Source organism: Serratia sp. PF-27, assembly GCF_030053255.1.
Taxonomy (GTDB): Bacteria; Pseudomonadota; Gammaproteobacteria; order Enterobacterales; family Enterobacteriaceae; genus Serratia; species Serratia bockelmannii.
Genome location: NZ_JASGBT010000023.1, coordinates 409721 through 434766, shown reverse-complemented (window position 1 = coordinate 434766; position 25046 = coordinate 409721). Strand labels below are relative to the sequence as shown.

Here is a 25046-nt window from a genome sequence, read left to right as displayed (position 1 = left end):
TCTGGGTCAGGCGAAATACGTCGTGACGATCTCTTGCAATGCGCGATGGCTTTCACGTACGGGTTTCAATTCATCCAAATGATCGAACCCCATGACATGCAACACACCGAATCCGCCAGACAGCGATTGCATTTCTTCTATGCGTTCACGTACCGTCTCCGGCGATCCAAGGAGCCAGCAATGCTTGGCGCAATACTCGACGGTGACTTCACTGTCGGGTACATCCGGGTGATGTTTGAACAAACCAAGCGCCTTGTTGCCGGCGATCATCGGCAAGTAATCCTCACGAAAGTAACGTCCCATTTCGCCTTCGACAGCAAGCCGCCATGCTTGCGCATCTGTGTCGGCGATCAGAATAGGACGACTGACACGCCATGTATCCCTGGCCGGAGGAACCCTTCCATTCAATGCGGCGCCCTCTTCAACAACTTGCCAATGGGTATGGAGATACTGCGGCGTAAAACAAAAGCTGATAGGGATCCAGCCATTACGACCGGCAATCTTCAACGTCGAGGATGAAGGTGAAAGGCCGGTCACGCCTACTGGCGGATGGGGTGATTGATAGGGCTTGAGGTGATAACCGGAGGTTTTATCCCACTGATCCGCCGGCCGACGCGCTGTCCAATACTTACCTTTAAATTCGAATGGCCCATCGCTATTCCAAAATCGCATCATGATCGCTATCGATTCTGCCGTCATCTCCCGATGCACACCCGACTTATGATCTATGTCGAACATGTCGAGATCCAACGTGGTACCGCTGGCGCCAATTCCCACCATTAATCGCCCCTTCGATATATGATCCAGCCAACAAATGCGATGAGCCAACTCGGCTGGATGATGAAACGGCAGCATAAAGGCGCCCGGCGCCAATTTTATGCGCTCAGTCTGCAAAATGGCTTGAGCGATGAGCAAATCTGGAGAAGGGCACGGTTCAGCCGGCATCGTATAATGCTCGCCAATCCAGGCCTCATCAAAACCGATTTTGTCCAAAAACCTCAAGGTATCAAGATCGTGGTAATGCCCATCGTGCAACGAGCGATAACGCGGATGTGCCGGCATTAAAAATGCGCCAAGTTTCATGTTCGATTATCTCCTTGAAGCGTAAAATCCCGATTAGCACGTGATATACGGCAAATTGACATTCAACCCATCAATTTCATTCAAATTAAAAATGAATTAATACTTAGACATTATTAAGTCGTAAAATTAAACACCTGAAAAAGTTAACCACGAAAAGTTAAGATGATTATTGAACATTACTTTCCCCTTAAGTATATAGTTGTATAGACAAGGCAATGGCAACACGGAATTGCTTAATTTGTGATCAATAACAAATTTATAACAATTAGCCATGAAGAAAAAAAGACATTACTGGTTCAAAAAAAGAGGCAACGTGAAGTGTGCAAAAGTGAGACAAAAAATGGCTAACCTTACTGTTAAATAAAGAAAAAACAAACATCCCCGCGTGAATGATTGTGAGAAAGATGAAACATTTCTCCCAACTTGGTTTATTAACATAAGGAAACAACCAAATACAATAATTAGAATGACACGCATTTGTAGTTATATTCCAAGTGAATAATTAAACATAAATGCATTTTTAAATATGATGGATTATATTTTTATTTACGCTTTACCCATTTTATTGAGAAAGGTATATTTACCAAACATCAATATAATAAATATCTCTGGAGAAATATCTTGCAAAATAAACTCACCATCCTCGCGGGCATAGCCACAATTATCGGCACCCTCTTCGCTGGTTATTCTGCCTTTTCATCTTCAACGGAAACACGCAGTCAGTTCGTTAATGGCAGCGCGAATACGACGATTGGTAGTAATAGCGGAAATATCACCATCACTAACACACCGGGTGAAAAGGCGCCTCAGCTAGTGCTGAAGCGGCCGATGCCTTTAATTGCTCAACCCAATATGGGTAACTTGTTGGAACCCACCAAACATATTTGCCAGCTCATCGCCGGCACACAGGTCGCATTGACAGGTAAAAGCGCTGCAATGGACATCGGCAATGCGGAATGGAAAGAAATCTCCATCATTACCGGCGAATGTGCCGGTCAGCGTGGCTGGATCACCTCAACGGCGCTCACCTACCAATAATCGAGTGATATTGCCCCCTTCATTCCGCTATCGGAGCCGACACTCACCGCGCCCGCAATACCCGATCGATCAATCCCCAGGCCGCCGCTTCGTCGGCGGTCATAAAGCGATCGCGATCCAACACCCGCTCCACTTCCTCTTCGCTCAGGCCACAATGTTGGGCATACAGCCGGATCACCCGGTCTTTGGTGCGTTTCATTTCCTCTGCCTGGATCAGAATGTCGGACGCCTGCCCCTGAAAGCCGCCCAGCGGCTGGTGCACGTGCAGGCTGGCATTGGGCAGCGCCATACGGTGCCCCGGCTCGCCGGCCATCAGCAGGAACGAGCCCATCGAACGCGCAGTGCCCATGCACAGCGTATGCACCGGCGCACGGATGTACTGCATGGTGTCGTAAATCGCCAGCCCGCTGGTGATCGCCCCACCCGGCGAGTTGATGTACAGGTGGATCGGTTTTTCCGGGTTTTCCGCCTCCAGAAACAGCAACTGGGCACACAGCATTTCGGCCACGTCGTCATTGACCTCACCGTTAAGGAACACGATCCGGTCGCGCAGCAGGCGCGAATAAATATCAAAGGAACGTTCTCCCCGGCTGGTCTGCTCCACCACCATCGGGACGAGCATCATCTTCTCACGCATCGGTGAACTCCTGGGTTGGCAACAAAGAGAAATGTGTTTAACGCGTCAGGCGGCGCGCATCATCATCGTCGGGCCGTCGTTGACGGCGTCGAGCCGGTGGATCACCCGCAACAGGCTGCCGCCGCCGGCATCCGGCACGATCTGCAGGGTGACGACGCTTTCGAGAAACGGCGGCTGGTCGTCGCGCAGGCGATAGCTCACGGCTTCGCCCGGCGTAGTGGCCAACGGCTCGGCCTGCGCCAGATCCCCCGGCGGCAGCCACTGCTCGCGCAGTTCGGGAATACTGAGCGCCCGCCACACTTTTTCCGGCGGCGCCTCGAGCGCATACTCCAATACCAGCCGATCGCGCGGCGGCGGCTCAACCCGTTTATTCATTGATCCATGTCCTTCAGCAAGGTTTGCAGCGCGTCGATGCGCGCCGGCCAATAGGCGCGGTACTTCGCCAGCCACTGGGCGATCTGCGCCAGCCCGTCCGGGTCGACCTGGTAATTAACGCAGCGCCCCTGCTTCGCCTCACGTATCAGCCCGGCATTGCGCAGCACCGCCAGGTGTTGCGACATCGCCGACTGGCTGATGGTCAGCCCTTCGCGCAGCGCGCTGGCGTTCATGCTGCCGGCGGCAAGTTTGTCGAAGATGCCGCGGCGGGTCGGATCGGCCAACGCCTTGAAGATGTCATTTTCGTTCATACAAACACATTAGTATTTACTTATGTATTATGCAAGCGCCGGGGCAGGAATTTTTTCCGTGAAACGAGACTCCGCGCCGGAACGCGGAGCCGATAGAGGAGAGATTACAGCGGCTTATTGCAAGCGGGCGTGGTCAACGTGGGTTGCCCGGCCGGCGCCCCTTCCTGCGCTTCCAGCGCGAGGCGCGCCAGCGGCATGTCTTCGTGGTAGCGCGCCTCGGCGTTCAGGGTCTTCGAGTAGCGATTGTACTTCCACCAGGCGTAGCCCAGAAACACCACCAACCCGCCGACGTTATAGAACACGATAGTCATGATGCTGGCGCCGGTCGGGAACGTCGAGGCGAAGAAACCGACGGTGAAGATGGCGATCAGCACGCTGACGATGGCGATGCCCTGCAGCCGCGAGCCCATTTTGAAATCGCGCGCCACACGGTCGTACTTCAGCCGCAGATTCAGGTAGGCCAGCATGATGAACAGCGGCGGCAACATCGAGGCGGCGGCGGTCATGTTGATCAGCGTGTTCATCAAATCCTGCACGCTGCTGGAACCCAACGTCGGGATCAGCATCAGCGGGATAACGATGAAGAACTGGATCCAGGCCGCGCGCGTCGGCACGCCGTGCCGGTTCAGGCGAATGGTTTTCTCGCCGAAAATGCCCTTCGGGATTTCGGTGAAGAAAATCTTCACCGGCGCCGCCGTCCACATCAACAGCGAACCGAACATGGCGGTGAAGGAAACAATGCCGACAAAGCGGTTCATCAGCACCGTCGGCAGGCCGAAGTGCGCCGACAGGCCTTCGAACACCTGTACCGTACCGCCGGTAAAGTGCAGGTCGGTGCGGTGCACGAACACGTTGATCAGCAGCGAAGACACCGAGTACAGCACGCCGATGAACAGCCCGGAAACGATGATCACCTTAACAAAAGCGCGGCTGCCGCCTTTCACATCGTTCACGTACACCGCCACGGATTCCGCCCCACCCGCCGCCTGGAAGATCCAGGCGGTAATGCCGAGGAACGCCCAGTTGAAGTTCGGGGTCATCGCCTGCACGTTGATCGGATCGGCCGGCTCAATGCCGCCCAGCACCGCCGCGCCCGCCAAGATGATGTAGGAAAACGTCAGCAGCAGCATCAGCGACGAGGTCACCGAGGTCATCGGCCCCAGCAGTTTTGCGCCGCTGTTGGAGATGTAGGTCGAGAAGGCGAACAGGAAGATGCTGATGATCGCCGTGGTCAGCGGCGTAAACACGTAGTCATAGCCTAAAAACGCGTAAGAGGCGTAGGCGATGACGCGCGGCAGCAGCGCGGTGAAAAAGAACAGGTTCACGAACCAATAGGTGTAGGCGGTGATAAACGCCCAGCGCCCGCCGAGCGCGCTTTTCACCCAGGCATAGACGCCGGCCTCGGAATTGCGGTTGAGCGAGACGAATTCGGCGATGATCAGGCAAAAGGGAATGAAGTAAATGATCGTCGCCACCAGGAATACCGGCGACGAAGCGACCCCGAGCTGAATATTGTTGTTAATCACGTTGTTGAAACTGAACACTGCCGCAAACGTCATCGACAGCAGGCCAAACTTGCCGATGGTGTTTCTGTTCGACGCAGCCATAGAGATTCTCCGAATGGTGTAGGGGACTTCGGTTTGTTGTTATTGTTCGGCGGGCGCGCTATTTATTGACGAAATAGCTGTCTTCCACCGTCACTTTTAAAATGACTTTTTTTATCTTGCCGCTTTCTGTGAAGCGGTGAGCCTGGTGGTTTTCGAAAATCACCACGTTGCCTTTACCGACCCGGCGCCGCTCGCCTTCGCCGCTGAAAAACTCGCGGTCGGTTTCGTCCTGATAGGGCGCCACCGTCACCAGAGCCCGCTTGTCGGCGACCTCGACGGTCTCTTCCCCGTCGAGGTAATAGTGCACGTCGAAGTAACGGCGGTTGCCCTCCAGCCAGCCGTGCTGCCGGCCGGCGCCGACGCTCAGCCGATACGTCAGCGAGTCGCCGATCGAGTGGCATACGTTCGGACTGATGCGATCGACATTGGCGATCGCCTCCATGCAGCGCAGCCACTTCTTGCCGCTGTGATAAATGCGCTGAAATTCCGCCAGGGATTCGAGAATGATCATGCGTTTTCCTCCGCAGACTGCGGGTGGTGATGAGCGGGTGTGAAGTCATAACCGGCGAGCGCGGCGCCCTGCGTTTGCCGACCGTCGAACGGCACCAGCGTGAAGCCGTAGCTGAACGGCGCCAGATAAACCCGGTGGGTATCCAGCACTTCGGAGCCCCAGGAGTTGGAGCCAAGGCCGAGGATCTGGTCGTCCAGGTTCAGCGTCAGGCAGTCGCTCGGTTCCAGCTCGTTGATGTGTTGGGCCTGGTGCAGCCTCTCGGCGCTGTAAGGCCACAGGCTGAAATTGATCGGCCGCCGCGGCTGGATGAAGATCCCCTTGCCCGCCGCGTCCAGCAGGCTCAGCCAGCGCACATCCTGCCGGTTGCCGTTGTCCTGCGGGAACGGATAGTGTTCGAACAGCGCGTCGGCGCGCTGCCGGTAGTGGCCGATAAGGTTGGCCCGGCAGCTGTCGCGGTAGTTCTCGCCCGGTCCGCGGCCGTAGTATTCCACCTGCTCGAAGCGGCGGCTGATGCCGAAATCGAGACCGATTTTCGGGATAATCTGCCGGAAATCGCCGTAAGGCTCACCGGCCAGATCCAGGCTGACGTAGCCCCGCGGGGAGATGCGCCAGCGGTAGGTGCAGCGCATGCCGAAGTCGAATACCGGCGGCGCAATCAGGCTGTGTACCTCGAGCAGCAGATCTTCGCCCTGCCATTGCCGGCTAAGGCGGCGGAAGTGCTGCTGCATGATGGGGAAATGATGCGGTAGCCAAATTCCCTCATATTCCTGTTTATGGTTATCGATCACCGGTTTGAAGAAGGTGATGCGCGGCGCGCGCCCCACCACGTCTTCACCGTCTACCCGCCACGAAAGCAGTTCGCCGCTCAGCAGCGAGAACGCCAGCTGGAACCGGCCGCCGCTGACGATCAGCTGATGATTCTCCTCGCGGCATTGCAGCGCCGGCGCATCGGCCAGCGGTGGAGCCGGCAGCCGCGTCGCCGTCTGGCGCAGATGCTGATAATGCCCCAGCCGCTGGCCGCTCTCGCTGTAACGGGTGGCGCTGTCCTTATGCACCGCCACGTCGATCAGCGTTTCTCCTTGCCCCAGCGCCAATACCGGCAGGTGCATGTCTTCACTCTCGCCCGGCTGCAGATGCGGCAGCTTGAATTCGTAACTTGCCACCTGGCGGCCGTCGGTCTTGACGCTGACCTTCAGCGTGATGTCCGCCAGCGAGCTGAACCAATAGCGGTTTTTCACCCGCAGCACGTCGCCTGCGCCCTCTTCCGCCGTCACCTCCACCGGGCACAGCACCTGCTGGTATTCACGCAGGCCGGGGCCGGGGCGCTGATCCGGGTAGAGCAGGCCGTCCATGCAGAAGTTGTAGTTGTTCGGGTAGTCGCCGTAATCGCCGCCGTACTGGTAGCGCTCGCGTCCCTGCTCGTCGTGGCTCAGCAGGCCATGATCGCACCACTCCCAGATGTAGTGCCCCTGCAAACTGGCGTGGCGGTTGAACACCGACTGGTATTCGAACAGCCCGCCGGGGCCATTGCCCATGGCATGGGCGTATTCGCACAGGATGCGCGGTTTGGGGTGCGGGTATTCACCGAAGGCGTTCATCATCGCCACGCGGGAATACATGGTGCTGATCACATCGGTCACTTCGGCGTCGCGATCTTCTTCATAGTGGACCAGACGGGTCGGATCGAGCGCCTTGCAGCGCCGGGCCATGGCGCGAATGTTGCAGCCGTAGCCGGACTCGTTGCCCAATGACCAGATGATGATCGACGGGTGGTTTTTCTGCGCCACCACGTGGCGCTCGATGCGCTCGACGTAGGCATGTTCCCAGCGCGGATCGTCGGTGATGCGGCTGAGATCACCGACGTTGGCGAAGCCGTGGCTTTCCAGATCGGTCTCCGCCATCACGAACAGGCCATAGAGATCGCACAACTCGTAAAAGCGCGGATCGTTGGGGTAATGGGCGGTACGCACCGAGTTGATGTTGTGCTGCTTCATCAGCACGATATCGCGCTCCACCCGCGCCATATCGACGGCGCGCCCTTTAAGGTGATCGTGATCGTGGCGGTTGACGCCGTGCAGTTTGAAGTAGCGGCCGTTGACGTACATCAGCCCGTCGCGCACCGCGATCTCACGGAAGCCCACCCGCTGCGGCACCACGCCCAGCAGGTTGCCGACGCCGTCATACAGGCTGAGCAGCAGTTGATACAGATAGGGATTCTCCGCATTCCACTGCTGCGGGCGGCTGACCGGCAGCTCGAAACGGCAGTTCAACGCCTGCTCGATGCGCAGATCGTCGCGCCACTGCTCAGCCACGCAGCGATCGCCGTCGAACAGCTGCGCCTGCAGGCGGCAGCCCTCGGCGGCCTGCGATCCGAGATGATGCAGTTCGGCGTTGATCGCCAACAGCGCATCGCAGTAGCGTTCATCGAAGGTGGTGACCAGCGTCAGGTCGTGAATGTGGGTGGCGCTCTGGCCAATCAGATAGACGTCGCGGAAGATGCCGGCCATCCACCACATGTCCTGATCTTCGATATAGGTGGAGTCGGCCCATTGCATCACCCGCACCGACAGCAGGTTCTCGCCCTGCCGCACATAGGGGCTGATATCGAACTCGGCGCACAGCCGGCTGCCCTTGCTGAAGCCGACATAGTTGCCGTTGACGTACACCTCGAAGTAGGTTTCCACGCCGTCGAATTTGATCAGCACTTGCTGATCTTGCCAGCCGGCGTCGAGCGTAAAGTGGCGCTGATAGGCACCGGTGGGGTTATTGGTCGGCACGTAAGGCACGTCGATCGGGAACGGGAAGCCCTCGTCGGTGTACTGCAGGTGGCCATGCCCTTCCAACTGCCACATGCCCGGCACCGCCATATCGCCCCAGTCGCTCATCGGCTCACGGTAAAACGCCGCCGGCACCTGCGCCGGGTGCTCGAAGAAGCGAAAGCGCCAGCGGCCACTCAGCAGCTGGAAGCGTCGGCTGGCGTTGCGATCGAAGCTCAGCGCCTGCCCGGCGTCCGCATAGCTGAAGAAGCTCGCACGCGGCGCCAACCGGTGCTCAGACTGTTTTTCAATGTTTTCCCAATTATTCACGTCACGTCTCCCGACACCTGTGCAATGCGGAAACGATAGTAAATATTTAGTAAAAACTACAGTTGATATTTACCAAATGACGACAGGATCACAATAAATCTCAAATGCCTTTTTTTATCATGACGTTAATTTTGAGCGCCAACGCCCCCGCCAAGGCGGGGGCCAATCAGGCGACGGTGGTGTCGCGCAGCTGGAGCGAGCTGGGAACAAAGATCGACAGCGGCACGGTGCGCTCATCGCGCAGCCGCTCCGCCAGCAGGTTGACGGCCTGTGCGCCCATGGTTTCCGAAGGGATGCGCACCGTGGACAAGGCGGGGAAAATAAAGCGGGCGGTGGGAATATCATTGACGCTGATCAGCGCGATCTGCCCCGGCACCTGAATGCCGTGTTCATGCAGCGCGCGCAGCACGCCGATCGCGATCGAATCGGTCGCCACCAGCAGCGCCGGCGGATAGCCAGCCTTGCTCTGCAACATCGCTTTCGCACACTGGTAGCCCGACTGGCTGCTGAAATCGCCGTGGTAAATATCCTGCGCCCGTACCACGTTTTGCTGCCGCCCATACTCGACGAACGCCTGCTCGCGCTGGTCGATACCGGCCGGATCGTCGCGCCCGCCGATAAAGCCGATGCGCTGATAGCCGCGGCCGATGAAGTAGTCGATCACCTTGCGGCTGATCTTGTACAGGTCGACATTGACGCAGTCGAAACGCTCGTCGTCCACCACGCCGTCGATGAATACCACCGGCGTTTCCTGCTGCCTGAGCTGCTCATACAGCGCGGGCTGCGGCCGGCCGATCACCAGCAGGCCGTCGGCCGACGGCAGCGCCTTGTCGCCGTTGAAGTCGTAACCGGCGCTCAGCGCCACGCCCAGCTTTTCGCACTGCGTTTCGATGCCGTAACGCATCGCCAGGTAATAGGGATCGTTGATCTCCACGCCCTGCGTATAGGTGAACAGCGCGGCGAATTGTAGGCGTTGCCCGCTTTGCCGTTTGGAAGGCGCAATCTTGTATTCGAGGCGCTCCGCCGCTTCCAGGATCTTCTGGCGGGTTTGCGCCTTCACGCTCAGGGTGGGGTCGTCATTCAACACGCGCGAAACGGTGGCGACGGACACATTAGCGGCTTCAGCAATTTCCTTCAGTGTGGCCATAGAGTCCCAATGCACAGACGAAAAACGGTAGCTTAATCGGATAGCGCCGCGGCGTACAGCGCCGCCCGCGCCCTCTCCTTCCCAAATCGGGCCAGAGCACGCTCATGCCAGCCGTTGCCGGGCGCCTGCAGCGAAAGATACCCATTTCGTCCGCTGTGATCAAGTTAACGCTTTACTGATTAAAGAGTATTTTTTACTAAATATTTTACTAATATACCTGCCGTTTACCGCTCTCTACGGGCGGACGTTTTCTCTTCTCCCAGGGATCCGGGAGCGACCTCGCGTGAGCCGCCGCTCGGCTGACGTTCCGTTCCATCCAACACCAGGCCTATGCCCCATGAAATCACTAAATCATCACGCCCTGTTGCCCTGGTTGCTGCTCGTTAGCGCGCCCGTCTGGGCGGAGCAAGAACCTGTCACCCCGGCGGAGCGCAATCAGCTGCCGCCGCCGCCGTTGTCCGAAACCGCCGCGACCGCCCTGCGCTTTTACGGCGAGCTCGGCATCGGTGGCAGCGTCTATTTGAACGGCGAACATCAGCATCAATACAGCGACGGCACCTATATCGAAGGCGGCTTGGAGATCAAACGGGGCCACTGGTTCGGCCTGATTTACGGTGAAGGCTGGACCGTGCAGGCGGACAGCAAGGGCCATGCCTGGACGCCAGGCCACGGCTGGGGTGGCTTCGAGGGTGGGTTAAACCGCTTTTACGGCGGTTACCGCACCGACGACGGCACCGAGATGATGCTTAGCGTACGCAACGATTCGTCGCTCGACGATCTGCAATGGTGGGGCGACTTCACGCCGGAGTATGGCTACGTGATCCCCAATACCCGCGATCTCAGCTACGCCGCCAAGCTGCAAAACCTGACCGGGCGCTTTCGCTACAGCGTGACGGCGGCGCCGGAAAGCCGCATCGACGAGAGCAAGGCGCTGCTGCACTTCGGCAAATACGACCGCTATTCCGACAAATATACCTACCGGGCGATGGTCAACGGCTACACCCAATACGATCTGCAGGACAATCTGACGTTGCTGAACGGCCTGGAAGTGACCGGCGGCCTGGGGCAGCTGTTTTTGCTGGGGCTGCGCGGCAAACACCTGGCTGGCCGCGTCTGGCACCACACCGGCAAAGGCGACAGCGGCGGCCACCCCGGCAGCGAATCGGGCCTGATGCTCAGCGCGATGACGGAAACCGCCAAAGGGCTGTATCTCTCCACCGCCTACAGCTACGCCCGCCACCGGTTTGATAACACGGCGGATACCGCCACCTCCTACGCCCAGTTTGGCGTCTGGTACGAATACGCCGGCGGCAAACTGGCCACCGCACTGGACAGCAAATTCTTTATGCGCAATGACAGCACCGGCGCCAGCAACTCGGTGTTTCTGATGCAATATTTCTATTGGTAACCGTTGAGGCTCCTACGATGAACATGACTCCCCTGACCCCGCTGGCCACTGCCCTCGTGCTGATGCTGGCGGGCTGCGCGCCGAAAACGCCCGACGCCCCGCTCGCCGAGCGCTACCCAAACGTGATCGACCGCCACGGTGCGCCGCATTTTATGCTCGACTACGACTTCGACGATCACCAGCGCTTCAATCCGTTCTTCGATCTCGGCGCCTGGCACGGCCACCTGTTGCCGAGCGGGCCGGAAGGCATGGGCGGCTTCCCCGGCCCGGCGCTGCTGACCGAAGAGTACATCAACTTTATGGCCAACAATTTCGATCGGCTCACCGTCTATCGAAACGGTAAACCGGTGCATTTCACCATGACGGCCTACAGCCTGCCCGGCGCCCTGGTGCAGCGGCTCAGCGCGCCGGGCGTGACCGTCAACCTGACGCTGCGCTTCGCTGCCGCGCGCACCTCGCTGCTGGAAACCCAGATCCTGACCGACGCGCCGCTGGAGCTGGTGTGGGACGGCGAATTGCTGGAGCGCTACGCCGCCAAAGAGCAAAAACCGCTGCCGCCGGCGACCCTCGAGCAGGCATTCCCGAACTACACGCGCCGCATTGTGCCGACGGCGGACGGCCTGCGCGTCACCTTCGGCAAGGTGCGCGCGCCGTCGCAGCTGATGACCTCCGGGCAGTCCGAGTATCAGATCCACAAATCGCTGCCGCAGCGCACCACGGTCGACGGCCACCGCTTCCGCGCCACGGCGCGCATCGCCGGCTCCACCACGCTGTATACCACCTACTCGCACCTGCTCACCGCCGAAGAGACGCAGCGCGAACAGCGCACTATCGCCGACATCCTCGCTCACCCGCAGCGCTATATGGCCGCGTCGGCCCAGCGTTGGGAACGCTATCTCGCCACTGGGCTCAGCAACCCACACGCCACGGCGGAACAAACCCGCGTGGCGGTCAAAGCGATAGAAACGCTGAACGGCAACTGGCGCGGCGCAGCCGGGGCGATGAAGTTCGACTCGGTCACCCCGTCGGTTACCGGGCGCTGGTTCTCCGGCAACCAAACCTGGCCGTGGGACACCTGGAAACAGGCCTACGCCATGGCGCACTTCAACCCGGACGTGGCCAAGGACAACATTCGCGCGGTGTTCGCCTACCAGATCCGGCCGGGCGACGCCCTGCGCCCGTGGGATACCGGTTTTCTGCCCGACCTTATCGCCTACAACCCCAGCCCGGAGCGCGGCGGCGACGGCGGCAACTGGAACGAACGCAACACCAAACCGAGCCTGGCGGCCTGGGCAGTGATGGAGGTGTATCGCGTCACCGGCGATAAGGGCTGGCTGGCGGAGATGTACCCGAGGCTGGTGGCCTACCATGACTGGTGGCTGCGCAACCGTGACCACAACGGCAACGGCGTGCCGGAGTACGGCGCCACTCGCGACAAAGCGCACAATACCCCCGACGGGCGCATGTTGTTCACCGTCAAGCGTGGGCAGCGCGAGCAAACGCTGGCCGGCCTCGACAATTACGATCGCATCGTGCGCGAGGGGCGGTACGACAGCATCGAGATCCCGGCGCAGACCGCCGCCTCATGGGAGTCGGGCCGCGACGACGCGGCGGTATTCGGCTTTATCGATCCGGATCAATTGGCGCGCTACGTGGCACAAGGCGGTAAACGCGAAGACTGGCAGGTAAAATTCGCCGAAAACCGCGCGCCGGACGGCACGCTGCTCGGTTACTCACTGCTGCAGGAATCGGTGGATCAGGCCAGCTACATGTACAGCGACAACCGCTACCTGGCGGAGATGGCCGATATTCTGGGCCGCGGCGCCGAGGCCGCTGCCTTCCGCGCCAAAGCCGACCGGCTGGCGACCTACATCAACACCTGCATGTTCGACAAGCAGAGCGGTTTCTTCTATGACATCCGCATCGAAAGCCGGCCGTTGGCCAACGGCTGCGCCGGCAAACCGATCGTCGAACGCGGCAAAGGGCCGGAAGGCTGGTCGCCGCTGTTCAACGGCGCAGCCAGCCAACCGCACGCCGATGCGGTGGTCAAGGTGATGAAGGATCCGCGCGAGTTCAATACCTACGTGCCGCTCGGCACCGCGGCGCTGACCAATCCGGCGTTCGGCGCGGATATCTATTGGCGCGGCCGCGTGTGGGTCGATCAGGTGTATTTCGGTCTCAAGGGCATGGAGCGCTACGGCTATCGCGACGACGCGGTGGCGATGGCGCAGGCCTTCTTCCGCCACGCCGACGGTCTGGTCGCCGACGGGCCGATCCGCGAGAACTACAACCCGCTCACCGGCAAGCAGCAAGGCGCGCCGAACTTCTCCTGGAGCGCGGCGCACCTGTACATGCTGTATAACGACTTCTTCACGCAATAAGCCGCAGCGGCCACCGCCATCGTTACCCGGCGGTGGCCCGCGTTTATGAACGGATCGGGATCACCAGCACGTCGATATTCAACTGGTTGATGGCATTGCGGGTGGAAGAGAACAGGTTGCTCCACAGATCGTGGTGATGGCCGAACACCAGCAGATCGATGTTCTTATCCACGACTGCCGTGCGCAGTTCGTCAACGAAGCCGCCGCGCCCGATAATCACTTCCGCGATCGGGTAATTGACGTTTTGCGTGGTGGGCTCCAGCTCTTTGCGGATCTTCTCTTCGAACGGCACACCGTCATAGCTGCGCTCCGAAAAGCCGATCGCCGCGTGGTAGGTGTCGTAGTGAACGTCCACATAGATCAGTGAGAGTTTGGCCTGCAGCGCCTCCGCCAGCAGCGCCCCCTTTTCGACCAGCCGTTTGCCGTCATCGCTCAGATCGGTGGCGATGACAATATGGTGGTAACACATAGCGCCTCCTGTCATGGACTCGGTAGAGCCGAGGCTCCGATATCACACCGGGGTCATATCGTTATGGTTAATTTTAGTTCAGAAATGGCGCGTATGACGGGTGGCGACGCGGTGGGAAAGCCCCGTTGCCGGGGCTGAAGGCAAAAATTACTTCTCGCGCTGCGCCTCAAACCAGACGTTGCACAGCGACAGGATCAGCGTGTTGGCGTCTTTCACCAGCACGTTATCGCCGGGCACCCCATCGGTGCCCTGATCGGTGATGCCTTTGATGGCGGTATCCGCGTGCTGAATGGCCACGCGTTCGACCGACGGCGTGCTGATGCCCAGCATCGGGAAATCGATGTAGGAGCTGCTGCCGGAATTGTCCTCGACAAACTCCTGCGCTTCTACGGTGCTGACGGTGGCCCCTTCGCTTTTCAGCGCCGTGCCGTTCCAGCTGAACGCATCCGCTTTGTAGCTGATTTTGCCGCCGATCAGGCTCTGCGCCTGCTGTTGATCCCAGCAGCCGGTGGTCTGGGTCGGCACAATTTTACTGACGCGCCAGTTGCCCAGCAGCTGTTTGGGGATCGGCCCGGTATCGCTCTCCGCCGCCCGAACCTGAGTCGCCGAGACGCAGGCCAACACCACCAGCGGCAGCAGCGCCTTGCTCCAAGTGTTCAATCGCATTGTCTTTTCCTTCGTTTCAGTACCCAGTCTGCCCTCACGGGCCAACGGCTATCATAATAAGCCCGCCGATTCGCCGTCAAAACAATCCGCACCGCGCCAGGCGGCGGCCGCTCATAGCTAATCGCTATGAGTCATAGTGAATCAGTATTTTGTTTTAGCCCAGCGATTACCTACAGTCACTGCCACTATTCTGCCCGCCAAAATTAGCAGGCAATGTTGACAAGGACCCTGGGGAAAATGACATTTACGCTGAAAAACCTCACCCTGGCGCTGGCCGCCGCCGGCACGCTGCTGCTGACCGCCTGTGGCCCGACGGCACAGGACGATCACCACATCAAGGTCGGCATCAGCGCCGGTATCGATCAGTCGCTGTGGGCGGTGGTACAAAAGGTCGCCAAGCAGAAATACGATCTGGACGTGGAGGTGGTGACCTTCAACGATTACGTGCTGCCGAACGAAGCGCTGAACAACGGCGATCTGGACGTCAACGCCTTTCAACACAAACCGTATCTGGACAAACAGATGCAGGAGCGCGGCTACAAGCTGGCGGCGGTAGGCAACACCTTCGTCTACCCGATCGCCGGCTATTCGAAGAAGATAACCGCACTCAGCCAACTGCCGGACGGCGCGCAGGTGGCGGTGCCGAACGATCCGACCAACCTGGGCCGCTCGCTGCTGCTGTTGCAAAAACAGGGGCTGATTACTCTGAAAGACGGCGTCGGCCTGCTGCCGACCGCGCTGGACATCGTCAGCAACCCGAAAAAGCTGAAGATCGTCGAGATTGAAGCGCCGCAGCTGCCGCGCGCGCTGGACGACCAACAGGTGACGCTGGCGATCATCAACACCAACTACTCCAGCCAGATTGGCCTGTCGCCGGCCAAGGACGGGCTGTTTGTCGAAGACAAAAACTCGCCGTACGTCAACATCTTCGCCAGCCGCATCGACAATAAAGACAGCGAGAAAGTGAAGGATCTGGTCAAGGCCTATCAGACCGACGAAGTGGCGGCCAGCGCCGCCGACATCTACAAGGGCGACGCCGTCAAAGGCTGGTAACGCCTCACGTAGGGCCCGTGGCGCCCGGCCACGGGCCCTGCCAACCTCAGCCGCGCTGGATGGAAACGCCGCCGTCCACCAGCATCGCGGTGCCGGTGACGAATGAGGAGGCGTCAGACGCCAGATACAGCGCCGCCTGCGCGATCTCCTCCGGCATCGCCAGCCGCTTCAGCGCGTGCAGTTCGGCCACCTGCGCCAGCGCTTCCGGGGTATTGCTCATCTGCCGCCCCATCGCCGTGTCGGTGCCCCCCGGCAGCAGCGCGTTCACCCGAATGCCGCGCCCGCCGAACTCCACCGCCAGCGCCTGCGTCAGGCCGATCAGCCCCGATTTGCTGGCCGCATAGGCCGCCGTACCGGGAAACGCCGCGGTGTGGCCGACGAACGTGGAGGTGAAGATCACCGAGCCTGCGCCGCGCGCCAGCATGGCGGGGATTTGATATTTGGCGCTGTAGTAAGCGCTGGATAGATTGGTTTCCAGCACGTCGCGCCATTCTGACGCGCTGAGCGCCAGCGACGGCCCCAGCGGCCCCAACGTGCCGGCGTTGTTGAAAGCGATATCCAGCCCGCCGAACTCATCGACGGCCGTCGCCGTCAACCGTTCGGCGAAGGCTTCGTCGCGCACGTCACCGGCTACCGCCAACGCCCGGCCGCCCTCGCGCCGAATGTCCTCTACCAGCTCGGCCAACAGCGGCTCGCGCCGCGCGCCCAACACCAGCGCTGCGCCCTGCCGGGCAAACAGCAGCGCCGCCGCTTTGCCGATCCCCGAACTGGCGCCGCCGATCACCGCCACCTTGCCGTTTAATGCGTTCATCGCCCATCCTCTCGCTGTTTAAAGATCCTCAGTGTGAGGCAAGATTCGGCGCCGCGCTGGCCGCAAGCGGACATGTAACTGGCGCCAATAAGAAAGGCGCTGCAAGCAGCGCCCCGGCAACGCGAACCTGGCGGTTAACTTACGGCCTGGCCGCATATTTCCCCTGATTGGCCGGCGTCACCAGCTCGAACGGGATCCAGTAATACGGCTCGAGTTTTTCACCGTTGATCATGCGCTGCGCCACATCGACCGAGGCCTTGCCCTGGCCGACCGCGTCCTGGAACACCGTGACCTGCATCTTGCCGGAGGCCAGCGCCTTGAGGCCGTCCGGCGTGGCGTCGATGCCGCCGATCAGCACTTTCTTATCCGCCTTGCCCGCCTGCTGCAGCGCCATGATCGCGCCGATCGCCATCTCGTCGTTGTTGGCGGCGACGATGTCGATCGCTTCGCCGTTGGTAAGCCAGTTCATCATCAGATCCATGCCTTCACTGCGTGAATAGTTGGCGCTTTGCTTCTGCACCACCTTCATTTTCGGGTACTTGGCCACCACCTGCTCCACGTCTTTGGTGCGCTGCAGCGCGCCGGCGTCGGTCAGGTTGCCGATCATCACCGCCACGTTGCCCTGATAGTTAGCCAACCGCGCCAGCTCTTCCATCTGCAGCGTGCCGGACTCCCGCTCGTCGGAGCCGACGAACACCACGCCCTGCGGCAGTTTGGCGTCGCCCGGCGTGCGGTTCACGTACACCAGCGGCACGCCGGCGGCCTGGACCATTTTGGTCATCACCGGGGTGCTGGCCGAGTTGACCGGATCGACGATAATCGCGTCCACCCCGGCGCTGATAAAGCTCTGCACCTGATCGGTCTGGCGGCCGACGTCGCCGCGCGCGTCTTCGAACTGTACGGTAATGCCGCGCGCCTTGGCCTCCTTGTCGATCGCCTGGCGGATAATGGTGAGGAAGTTCTGGTCAAAATAGGCCATCGATACGCCGATGGTTTGCGCCCATGCCGAAGTGGACGCACACAGCGCCACCGCCAGCCACAGCCCTTTCAGGTAATTCATCATGTGTTCCCCCGGGTAAAAAAACGCCGCCGGCCCACCTTGGCGCCGGCGGCAATTCACGGCAATCAGTGTTTTTTGCGGTTGCGCCGCATGTCGATAGACACGGCGGCGACGATAATCACGCCTTTGATAATGTCCTGAATGTAAGAGTCGACGCCGATAAAGGTGAAGCCGCTTTTGATAAGGCCGAGGATCACCGCGCCGATCAGCGTGCCGGTAATGCGCCCGACGCCGCCCATCAAGCTGCTGCCGCCGATCACCGCCGCGGCGATGGCGTCCAGCTCGTACGACATCCCCATGCTCGACTGGCCGCTGCTGACGCGAGCCGCCAGCACCACGCCCGCCAACCCCGCCAGGCCGCCGGCGATGGTGTAAACCGTCACCAGGTACTTATTGACGTTGATGCCGGAGACCCGCGCCGAGGTCATGTTGCCGCCGATGGCGTAGATGTATTTGCCGTAGCGGGTGTGTTTGAGTGCGATATGGAAGATCACCGCAATCACCAGGAAGATGATCACCGGCATTGCGCCCTGGCCGATTGACGTGAAGCCGTCCGACAGGAAGCTGACCGGGTTCCCCTTGGTGTAGTACTGCGCCAGGCCACGCGCCGATACCATCATCCCCAGCGTGGCGATGAACGGCGGAATGCCGGTGCGGGTGATCAGGAAGCCGTTGATAAAGCCGCAGACGATGCCCACCCCAATCCCGGCGCCGATCGGGATCGCCGCCGGCAGATCGAGCAACCCCGGGTACATCGGCGAGATGCTGTCCGAGGTCTGCGCCAGGCTGGCCGCCACCACCGCGGTCAGCGCAATCAGCGAGCCGGAGGAGAGATCGATGCCGGTGGTGATGATCACCTGGGTGACGCCCACCGCGATGATGCCGATGATCGCCACCTGCAGCACGATCAGCAGCAGGCGGTTCGGGTTCAGCAGGAACGACTGATCGCGCATGTACCAGCCGAGGATTTCGAAGATCAGCGCGATGCCGATCATCACGATGAAGATACCGGTGTCCTTCGGCATTTTGCCGCTCAGCCCGGAGAACAGCCCTCCCTTGCCCGTTGAATCGGCGGAGAGCGGCTTCTCAATCTTTACGTTACTCATGATGTTCACCCTTCGTTATTCTGAGGCCAGCGCCAGGATCTTCTCCTGGTCCGCGTCGTCTTTGTCCAAAATGCCGGTGATGCGGCCGCCGTGCATCACCATCACCCGGTCGCTCATGCCGAGGATCTCCGGCAGCTCGGAGGAGACCAGAATGATGGCGACGCCGCGGTTGGCCAGCTCGCTGATCAGGCGGTAGATTTCCGCTTTCGCCCCCACGTCAATGCCGCGCGTCGGTTCGTCGAGGATCAGGATTTTCGGCTGCGCCAACAGCCAACGCGCGATCAGCACCTTCTGCTGGTTGCCGCCGCTGAGGTTATTGATGATCTGATCCATGGTCGGCGTTTTGATGTTGAGCTTTTTGATCTGATCCATGCAGTCTTTGGCCATCTGCACATGGCTGACGAAACCGTTCTTGCCGATGTATTCCGACAGGTTGACGATGCTCATGTTCTCGACCACCGACAGCACCAGAAACAGGCCGGATTTCTTGCGGTCTTCGGTGAGAAACGCCAGCCCGCTCTCGATCGCCTTCGCCGGGGAATCCACCTTCACCGCCTGGCCTTCGATAAAGATCTCGCCGCCGTCCGCCGGGTGCATGCCGAACAGGCTTTCCATCACTTCGCTGCGCCCGGCGCCCACCAGCCCGGCGACGCCGAGGATCTCGCCGCGTTTGACGCTGAACGACACGTCATGAAACCAGCCGCTGCGGCGCAGCCCCGCCACCCGCAGCACTTCCTCGCCGATATTGTTGTTGAATTTGGGGAACATCTGCGTCAGTTCGCGCCCCACCATCATGGTGATCAGCGACTGTTTGGTCAGGTTTTCGGTTTTGTCGCAGGCGATGAAGGTGCCGTCGCGGAAAATGCTCACTTCGTCGGTGATGGCGAAGATCTCGTCCATCTTGTGGCTGATATAGATGATGCCTTTGCCCTGCTCGCGCAGTTCACGGATGATGGCGAACAGGTGCACCACTTCGCCTTCGGTCAGCGCCGAGGTCGGTTCATCCATGATCAAGACGTCGGCGTTGTAGGACACCGCCTTGGCGATCTCCACCATCTGCTGATTGGCGATGCTCAGCTCACCCACCAGCGTATCCGGCTGCAGTTTGATGTTCAGCCGCGCCAGCAGCTCGCGGGTCTGTTCGTTCAGCTGCTCGTGGTTGACGAACCCCAGCCGCGCCGGCTCGCGCCCCAACCAGATGTTTTCCGCGACCGTCATGTCAGGCACCAGGTTCAGCTCCTGGTGGATCATGGAAATGCCCGAATGCAGCGCCTGCAGCGTGTCGCTGAAGGTGACCGGCCGGCCTTTGATTTTGATCGAGCCTTCGTCCGGGTGGTAGATGCCGATCAGGCATTTCATCAGCGTCGATTTGCCCGCGCCGTTTTCCCCCATCAGCGCGTGCACGCTGCCGGGTTTGATTTTAATCGAGACCTTATCCAGCGCTTTGACGCCGGGGAACTGCTTGCTGATGCCTTCGGCCTCAAGAACATAAGGGTACATACCGCTTACCTCCGCACTGACCCACGTTTTCCGCCGCGATCGCCCCACACCGGCGCCCGCGGCGGGCTTCAAGGCTTATTTCTTGTTTTTATCGGCGAATTGCTGGTAATTGGCCTGGGTGATCAGCTGGTAAGGGATCAGCACGTTGCTCTCCACTTTCTCGCCTTTCACCAGCTGAACGGCGGTCTGCACCGCGCCCTCACCCTGGCCTTTGGCGTCCTGGAATACGCTCAACGCCAGATCGCCCTTCTTGATGAACTCCAGCGCGTCCGGCGTGCCGTCAACGCCGGCCACCAACACGCCGGATTTTTTGGCTTGCTTCAGCGCCAAAATAGCGCCGATGGCCATTTCGTCGTTGTTGGAGGCGATGGCGTCAATCTGCTGGCCGGACAAAATCCAGTCGGTGGTGACGTCCACGGCCTCTTTACGGAAGAACTTGGCGGTTTGTTTGTCGACTATTTTGATGCCGGGGTAGTTGGCCGCCACCTCTTCCACGCCGCGAGTGCGGTCGCGCGTGGCTTCGCTCGACAGCTCGCCCATCAGGATCATCACGTTGCCCTTGCCGTTCATCAGCTTGGCCAGCTCTTCCATCTGGAGCTTGCCGGCCAGCTTGGAATCGGAGCCGACGTAGGCCATGCCGGCCGGCAGCGCCACTTCCGGCTTGCGGTTGACGAACACCAGCGGGATCTTGGCCTTCTCGGCCAGCTTGATCATCGGCTTAACGCCCTGGGTATCCACCGGGTTGAGGATGATGGCGTCGACGCCCTGGCTGACGAAGTTTTCGATTTGTTGAATTTGCTGCGCGATGTCGCCCTTGGCGTCTTCGAACTGGCCGCTGACGTTGCCGTCGGCCTTCATTTTGCTTTGCATCGACTGGCGCAGAATGGTGAGGAAGTTGTCATCGAAGTAAGCCATGGAAACGCCGATCTTGATGTCTTTCGCCAACACGCTGGCCGGCAGCATGCACATCAATACCGAGGCGGCGATCAGTTTCTTCAGCTTCATGTTCGTTACCCTTTAATCGTTAGAATGAAGAGGTCTGTTGGTTGACAGCTAATGAAAAATATTTTTTACATTCAAACAACATTACGGTCGGTGTTATCCCTTTGATACGGCGAATTTACCGTGTTATCGCCGTATTAAGGCCGTAGACAAAATGGTGATCGATATCTCAAAATAGATTAAAAACAATCAATTGAAATAAACCCCTGGCATAACAAACGGCGTCTTTAGCGCGCTTTTAAATGTTTATTTCATAATTGAGATTATTGAAACTTTTTAACCCAAACAAGCGAAACATGCATTTTGGAATGGCTTATTAACAAAAACATGACACGGATCTAACAAATGAAATGAAAGCCGCCGGCGAGCGTTCCCCTTTCGTGCGCCGGCAAAAACTGCGAGCGGCCACGCAGTTTGCGGTTTCCGCGTTTCCTGACCATCCTTACTCGGCAATAATGGACATATCCCTATCTCAGGAGGACCTGACATGCAGCTCAGCAGTAAGGTGCGGATGAACCGCCTGTTCAATAACGGCAAATGCCTGGATGTGGCGATCGATCACGGCATCGCCAACGAACCGGATTTCTTGATCGGTCTGGAAGATATCGAACGAGTGATGGGCAACCTGATCGCCGCGCGCCCCGACGCCATTCAGGTCAACTACGGTCAGGCGGATCTGCTGCAGCGCGCGCCGCAGCGCGAAAAACCGGCGCTGGTGATGCGCACCGACGTCGGCAACGCCTATAACGCCGCGCGCCACCGCGAAATGTGGGCGGTGCTGCACAACCCGGAGGCGCCGATCCTGGCGGCGCTGCAAATGGACGCCGCCGCGGTGGTGGTCAATCTGTATATGATCCCGGATGAGCCTGGTATTTTCCGCCAGTGCGTGGAGAACATCGGCCGCCTGCGCCACGCCTGCGATCGCTACGCCATGCCGCTGATGATCGAACCGCTGGTGATGGCGCCGGCCGGCCAGGGCGCCGCCTACGGTTCACTGGGTGACGTGGAGAAGATCGTGCCGCTGGTGCGGCTGGCGCGCGAGCTGGGCGCCGACATCATCAAGGCTGACCCGACCGAACGGGTGGAAGACTTCCACCGCGTGGTGGAAGCGGCGCGCTGCCCGACGCTGGTGCGTGGCGGCGGCAAGGGGGAGCTGGGGCCGGTGCTGGAAAAATCCGCCGCGCTGATGGCCCAGGGCGCTTCCGGCATGGTCTATGGCCGCAACGTTTACCAACACAGCAATCCGTCGCAGGTGGTGCGCGCCCTGATGGCGATCATCCATCAAGGTGCCAGCGGCCAACAGGCGCTGGAGCTCTACCACCAGCAATGACCCGCTTTTGTAACTAAAATAACCCCTCCGCACCCCGGCAGCATGCTATAACCTGCTGCCGGTAACTGCAGCTTGCCTCATTCCTCGCTAGAATACGCCGTGAAATCGCCATTCGGAGAACCGCCATGCCAAAACAACGGGTGCCGCTCAAGCTGAGCACCGCCATCACGCTGATGGTGTCCGCCATCATCGCTTCGGTGCTGCTGGTGGTGTTCGCGCTGTTTTTCGTGCAGATGAGCCGCGAGGGGCAAGATCAGCTGCAGCAGAAAGCCATCGCCGTCGCCAATACGCTGGCGCTCTCCAGCACGGTGGTTGACGGCCTGCAGCGGCGCGACCAAAGCGGCGCCATTCAGCGCTTCGCCGAGCAGGTGCGCCATCAAAACGAGCTGCTGTTCGTGGTGGTGGTGGATATGCAGGGCATCCGCTATTCGCACCCCAAACCCTGGTTGATCGGCAAGCATTTTATCGGCGAAGATCTGGCGCCCGCGCTGCAGGGCAACGTCAACAGCGCCATCAACCGCGGCACGCTGGCCCCGGCGCTGCGGGTGTTCGTGCCGGTGTATGACGATCAGAAAAAACAAATCGGCGTGGTGGCGCTCGGCATCGCGCTGGACACCGTGCAGCGGGTGGTGGCGGAGAGCCGTTGGATCATCTATTGGACCATCGCCTTCGCCGCGCTGGTCGGCAGCCTGGGCACCTTCTTCCTGGTCTCCGCGCTCAAGCGCATCATGCTGGGTTTCGAGCCTTACGAAATCTCCAACCTGTTCGAACAGCGCAACGCCATGCTGCAGTCGATTAAAGAAGGCGTGATCGCGGTCGATAATGAATCCCGCATCACCATCGTCAATGACGAAGCCAAGCGCCTGCTGCGCCAGAGCGGGCCGGTGGAAAACCTGCTGCTGGACGCCGCCAGCAAGCATTGGCCGGCGCAGCTGCATCTGGCGGAGGTGCTGGCCAGCGGCGAACCGCTGCGCGATCGGCAGATCAGCTTCAACGGCAGCGAACTGCTGACCAATACCGTGCCGGTGATCGTCAACGGCCAGGTGACCGGCGCCATCGCCACCTTCCGCGACAAAACCGAGGTCAGCCGCTTGCTGCAGCGCCTGAGCGGCATGGCTCACTACGCCGACGCCCTGCGGGTGCAGTCGCACGAATTTATGAACAAGCTGCATGTGATACTCGGCATGCTGCACATGAAGGCCTATCAGCAGTTGGAAAACTACATCATCAATACCGCCAGCAACTACCAGGAAGAGATCGGCGCACTGCTGCGCAAAATTCACTCACCGGAAGTGGCGGGCTTCTTCATCGGCAAGATCAGCCGCGCCCACGAAGCCGGCGTTGAGCTGACCATTGAGGAAAACAGCCTGCTGCCAGAAACCGACGATGCGGAGACCACCCATGTGCTGATCAGCGTGCTCGGCAACCTGATCGAAAACGCCATCGACGCCATCGACGGCGTTGAGGGCCACGAGATCGGCCTGAGCTTCCATCACCACGACGATCAATTACACTGTATCGTCAGCGACGACGGCCCCGGCATCGATCCGGCGATCGGCGCGCGCATCTTCGAACACGGATTTTCCACCAAGGGAACGGGACGCGGCATCGGCCTGGCGCTGATCCGCAGCCATCTGGAGAAACTGGGCGGCAGCATCGATTTCGAATCCGAACCGGGCGAGCTGACCCAATTTTTCGTGCACCTTCCCTATCAGGCCAAGAGCAGAGCCCATGATTAACGTACTGATTGTCGACGACGACCCGATGGTGGCAGAGCTAAACAAATACTACCTGAGCCAGGTCGGCGGTTTTCACTGCCAGGCGACGGTCGCCACTCTGAGCCAGGCGCGCGCCCTGCTGGCCGATGCCAGCGTCAGCATCGATCTGGTGTTGCTGGATATCTACATGCAGCAGGAGAACGGGCTGGATCTGCTGCCCGGCCTGCGCGAGCTCGGCGAGAAGACCGATGTGATCATCATCTCCTCCGCCAGCGACGTGAACACGGTGCAAAAAGCGCTGCACTACGGCGTGGTGGATTACCTGATCAAGCCGTTCCAGTTCAGCCGCTTCAAGGAGGCGCTGAGCCACTACCGGCAACAGTCGCAGCTCTTGGCGCAGCGCGAGTTTTCGCAGGCCGACGTCGACAGCCTGCTGCGCCGCCAGCCCGGCGGCCAGGAGAGCAAGAAACTGCCGAAGGGGCTGACCAGCATCACCCTGAGCACGGTGTGCGAGTGGATCGAACAGCAGCACGACAGCGAATTCTCCACCGACAACCTGGCCAACGCCATCGGCATTTCGCGGGTGTCCTGCCGCAAGTACCTCATCTATCTGGCGGAGAGCGGCATTCTCGGCACCCGTATTCTGTACGGCGCCACCGGCCGACCGGTCTATCTGTATCAGTTGAAACCGGACGCGATCGCCATGCTGAAAGAGCATTGCCGCCCGGCCTAAACGACGCCGGGCGC

General features: G+C 59.8%; 22 protein-coding genes. 7 read left to right on the top strand and 15 right to left on the bottom strand.

What is annotated here, in order from left to right; genetic code table 11:
* Positions 1-6: 6 nt before the first annotated feature.
* Entirely contained in the window at positions 7-1083 is a 1077-nt protein-coding gene (locus QMZ29_RS25430; protein ID WP_072271514.1) for an LLM class flavin-dependent oxidoreductase, read from the bottom strand.
* Positions 1084-1704: 621 nt separating this feature from the next.
* Between QMZ29_RS25430 and QMZ29_RS25425 the strand changes: the two genes are divergently transcribed.
* Positions 1705-2121 (top strand): hypothetical protein, encoded by a 417-nt coding sequence (locus QMZ29_RS25425; RefSeq protein ID WP_046686881.1) that lies wholly within the window; start codon positions 1705-1707, stop codon positions 2119-2121.
* 43 nt (positions 2122-2164) lie between these two features.
* Here QMZ29_RS25425 and QMZ29_RS25420 read toward each other — a convergent pair whose 3' ends face one another.
* The 7 genes from QMZ29_RS25420 to ebgR all read right to left on the bottom strand — a co-directional run bounded on the left by QMZ29_RS25420 (position 2165) and on the right by ebgR (position 9795).
* Positions 2165-2758, bottom strand: a complete 594-nt coding sequence (locus QMZ29_RS25420) for an ATP-dependent Clp protease proteolytic subunit (protein WP_049209211.1) — start codon at positions 2756-2758, stop codon at positions 2165-2167.
* A 45-nt stretch (positions 2759-2803) separates the two neighbouring features.
* On the bottom strand, positions 2804-3133 hold the full coding sequence (locus QMZ29_RS25415) for an SRPBCC family protein (RefSeq protein WP_025302474.1): 330 nt from the start codon (positions 3131-3133) through the stop codon (positions 2804-2806).
* Positions 3130-3444 (bottom strand): ArsR/SmtB family transcription factor, encoded by a 315-nt coding sequence (locus tag QMZ29_RS25410; protein ID WP_025302473.1) that lies wholly within the window; start codon positions 3442-3444, stop codon positions 3130-3132. Before QMZ29_RS25410 ends, QMZ29_RS25415 begins: the two co-directional genes overlap by 4 nt.
* 104 nt (positions 3445-3548) lie before the next feature.
* Positions 3549-5051, bottom strand: coding sequence for an amino acid permease (locus QMZ29_RS25405; RefSeq protein ID WP_049204167.1), 1503 nt, complete (start codon positions 5049-5051; stop codon positions 3549-3551).
* Positions 5052-5109: 58 nt separating this feature from the next.
* Positions 5110-5562 (bottom strand): beta-galactosidase subunit beta, encoded by a 453-nt coding sequence (locus QMZ29_RS25400; protein ID WP_197769324.1) that lies wholly within the window; start codon positions 5560-5562, stop codon positions 5110-5112.
* Complete coding sequence (gene ebgA, locus QMZ29_RS25395; RefSeq protein WP_261423600.1) at positions 5559-8648, bottom strand: beta-galactosidase subunit alpha; 3090 nt, start codon at positions 8646-8648, stop codon at positions 5559-5561. Before ebgA ends, QMZ29_RS25400 begins: the two co-directional genes overlap by 4 nt.
* 166 nt (positions 8649-8814) lie before the next feature.
* Complete coding sequence (ebgR, locus tag QMZ29_RS25390) at positions 8815-9795, bottom strand: transcriptional regulator EbgR (RefSeq protein ID WP_141969382.1); 981 nt, start codon at positions 9793-9795, stop codon at positions 8815-8817.
* A gap of 337 nt (positions 9796-10132) precedes the next feature.
* Between ebgR and ygjJ the strand changes: the two genes are divergently transcribed.
* The gene (gene ygjJ / locus QMZ29_RS25385) at positions 10133-11203 is read left to right on the top strand and encodes a protein YgjJ (protein WP_261423601.1); all 1071 of its coding nucleotides are present in this window, start codon (positions 10133-10135) and stop codon (positions 11201-11203) included.
* Between the two features lie 17 nt (positions 11204-11220).
* The gene (gene ygjK / locus QMZ29_RS25380) at positions 11221-13584 is read left to right on the top strand and encodes an alpha-glucosidase (RefSeq protein WP_261423602.1); all 2364 of its coding nucleotides are present in this window, start codon (positions 11221-11223) and stop codon (positions 13582-13584) included.
* A 43-nt stretch (positions 13585-13627) separates the two neighbouring features.
* Here the strand turns inward: ygjK and QMZ29_RS25375 are convergent, their stop codons facing one another.
* A complete protein-coding gene (locus tag QMZ29_RS25375) occupies positions 13628-14053 on the bottom strand; it encodes a universal stress protein (protein WP_015377548.1) in 426 nt (141 codons plus the stop codon).
* 147 nt (positions 14054-14200) lie between these two features.
* On the bottom strand, positions 14201-14719 hold the full coding sequence (locus QMZ29_RS25370) for a hypothetical protein (protein WP_049202527.1): 519 nt from the start codon (positions 14717-14719) through the stop codon (positions 14201-14203).
* 237 nt (positions 14720-14956) lie between these two features.
* Between QMZ29_RS25370 and metQ the strand changes: the two genes are divergently transcribed.
* A complete protein-coding gene (gene metQ, locus QMZ29_RS25365; protein ID WP_060559320.1) occupies positions 14957-15772 on the top strand; it encodes a methionine ABC transporter substrate-binding lipoprotein MetQ in 816 nt (271 codons plus the stop codon).
* Positions 15773-15818: 46 nt separating this feature from the next.
* Here metQ and QMZ29_RS25360 read toward each other — a convergent pair whose 3' ends face one another.
* The 5 genes from QMZ29_RS25360 to QMZ29_RS25340 form a co-directional block, all read right to left on the bottom strand.
* Complete coding sequence (locus tag QMZ29_RS25360) at positions 15819-16583, bottom strand: SDR family oxidoreductase (protein ID WP_049204173.1); 765 nt, start codon at positions 16581-16583, stop codon at positions 15819-15821.
* 139 nt (positions 16584-16722) lie between these two features.
* Positions 16723-17643 carry a sugar ABC transporter substrate-binding protein gene (locus tag QMZ29_RS25355; protein ID WP_043141597.1) on the bottom strand — a complete coding sequence of 307 codons (921 nt, stop codon included), beginning with the start codon at positions 17641-17643 and terminating at the stop codon, positions 16723-16725.
* Positions 17644-17708: 65 nt separating this feature from the next.
* Entirely contained in the window at positions 17709-18749 is a 1041-nt protein-coding gene (locus tag QMZ29_RS25350) for an ABC transporter permease (RefSeq protein ID WP_049204184.1), read from the bottom strand.
* A gap of 15 nt (positions 18750-18764) precedes the next feature.
* Positions 18765-20249 carry a sugar ABC transporter ATP-binding protein gene (locus tag QMZ29_RS25345; RefSeq protein ID WP_025302466.1) on the bottom strand — a complete coding sequence of 495 codons (1485 nt, stop codon included), beginning with the start codon at positions 20247-20249 and terminating at the stop codon, positions 18765-18767.
* 75 nt (positions 20250-20324) lie between these two features.
* Entirely contained in the window at positions 20325-21254 is a 930-nt protein-coding gene (locus QMZ29_RS25340) for a sugar ABC transporter substrate-binding protein (protein WP_025302465.1), read from the bottom strand.
* Between the two features lie 484 nt (positions 21255-21738).
* Here QMZ29_RS25340 and QMZ29_RS25335 point away from each other — a divergent pair, with 484 nt between their 5' ends.
* The 3 genes from QMZ29_RS25335 to dcuR all read left to right on the top strand — a co-directional run bounded on the left by QMZ29_RS25335 (position 21739) and on the right by dcuR (position 25032).
* Positions 21739-22581, top strand: a complete 843-nt coding sequence (locus QMZ29_RS25335; protein WP_261423603.1) for a class I fructose-bisphosphate aldolase — start codon at positions 21739-21741, stop codon at positions 22579-22581.
* A 125-nt stretch (positions 22582-22706) separates the two neighbouring features.
* Positions 22707-24320, top strand: a complete 1614-nt coding sequence (locus QMZ29_RS25330; protein ID WP_261423604.1) for a sensor histidine kinase — start codon at positions 22707-22709, stop codon at positions 24318-24320.
* The gene (gene dcuR / locus QMZ29_RS25325; RefSeq protein ID WP_004940959.1) at positions 24313-25032 is read left to right on the top strand and encodes a two-component system response regulator DcuR; all 720 of its coding nucleotides are present in this window, start codon (positions 24313-24315) and stop codon (positions 25030-25032) included. Before QMZ29_RS25330 ends, dcuR begins: the two co-directional genes overlap by 8 nt.
* The last annotated feature ends 14 nt before the right edge of the window (positions 25033-25046 follow it).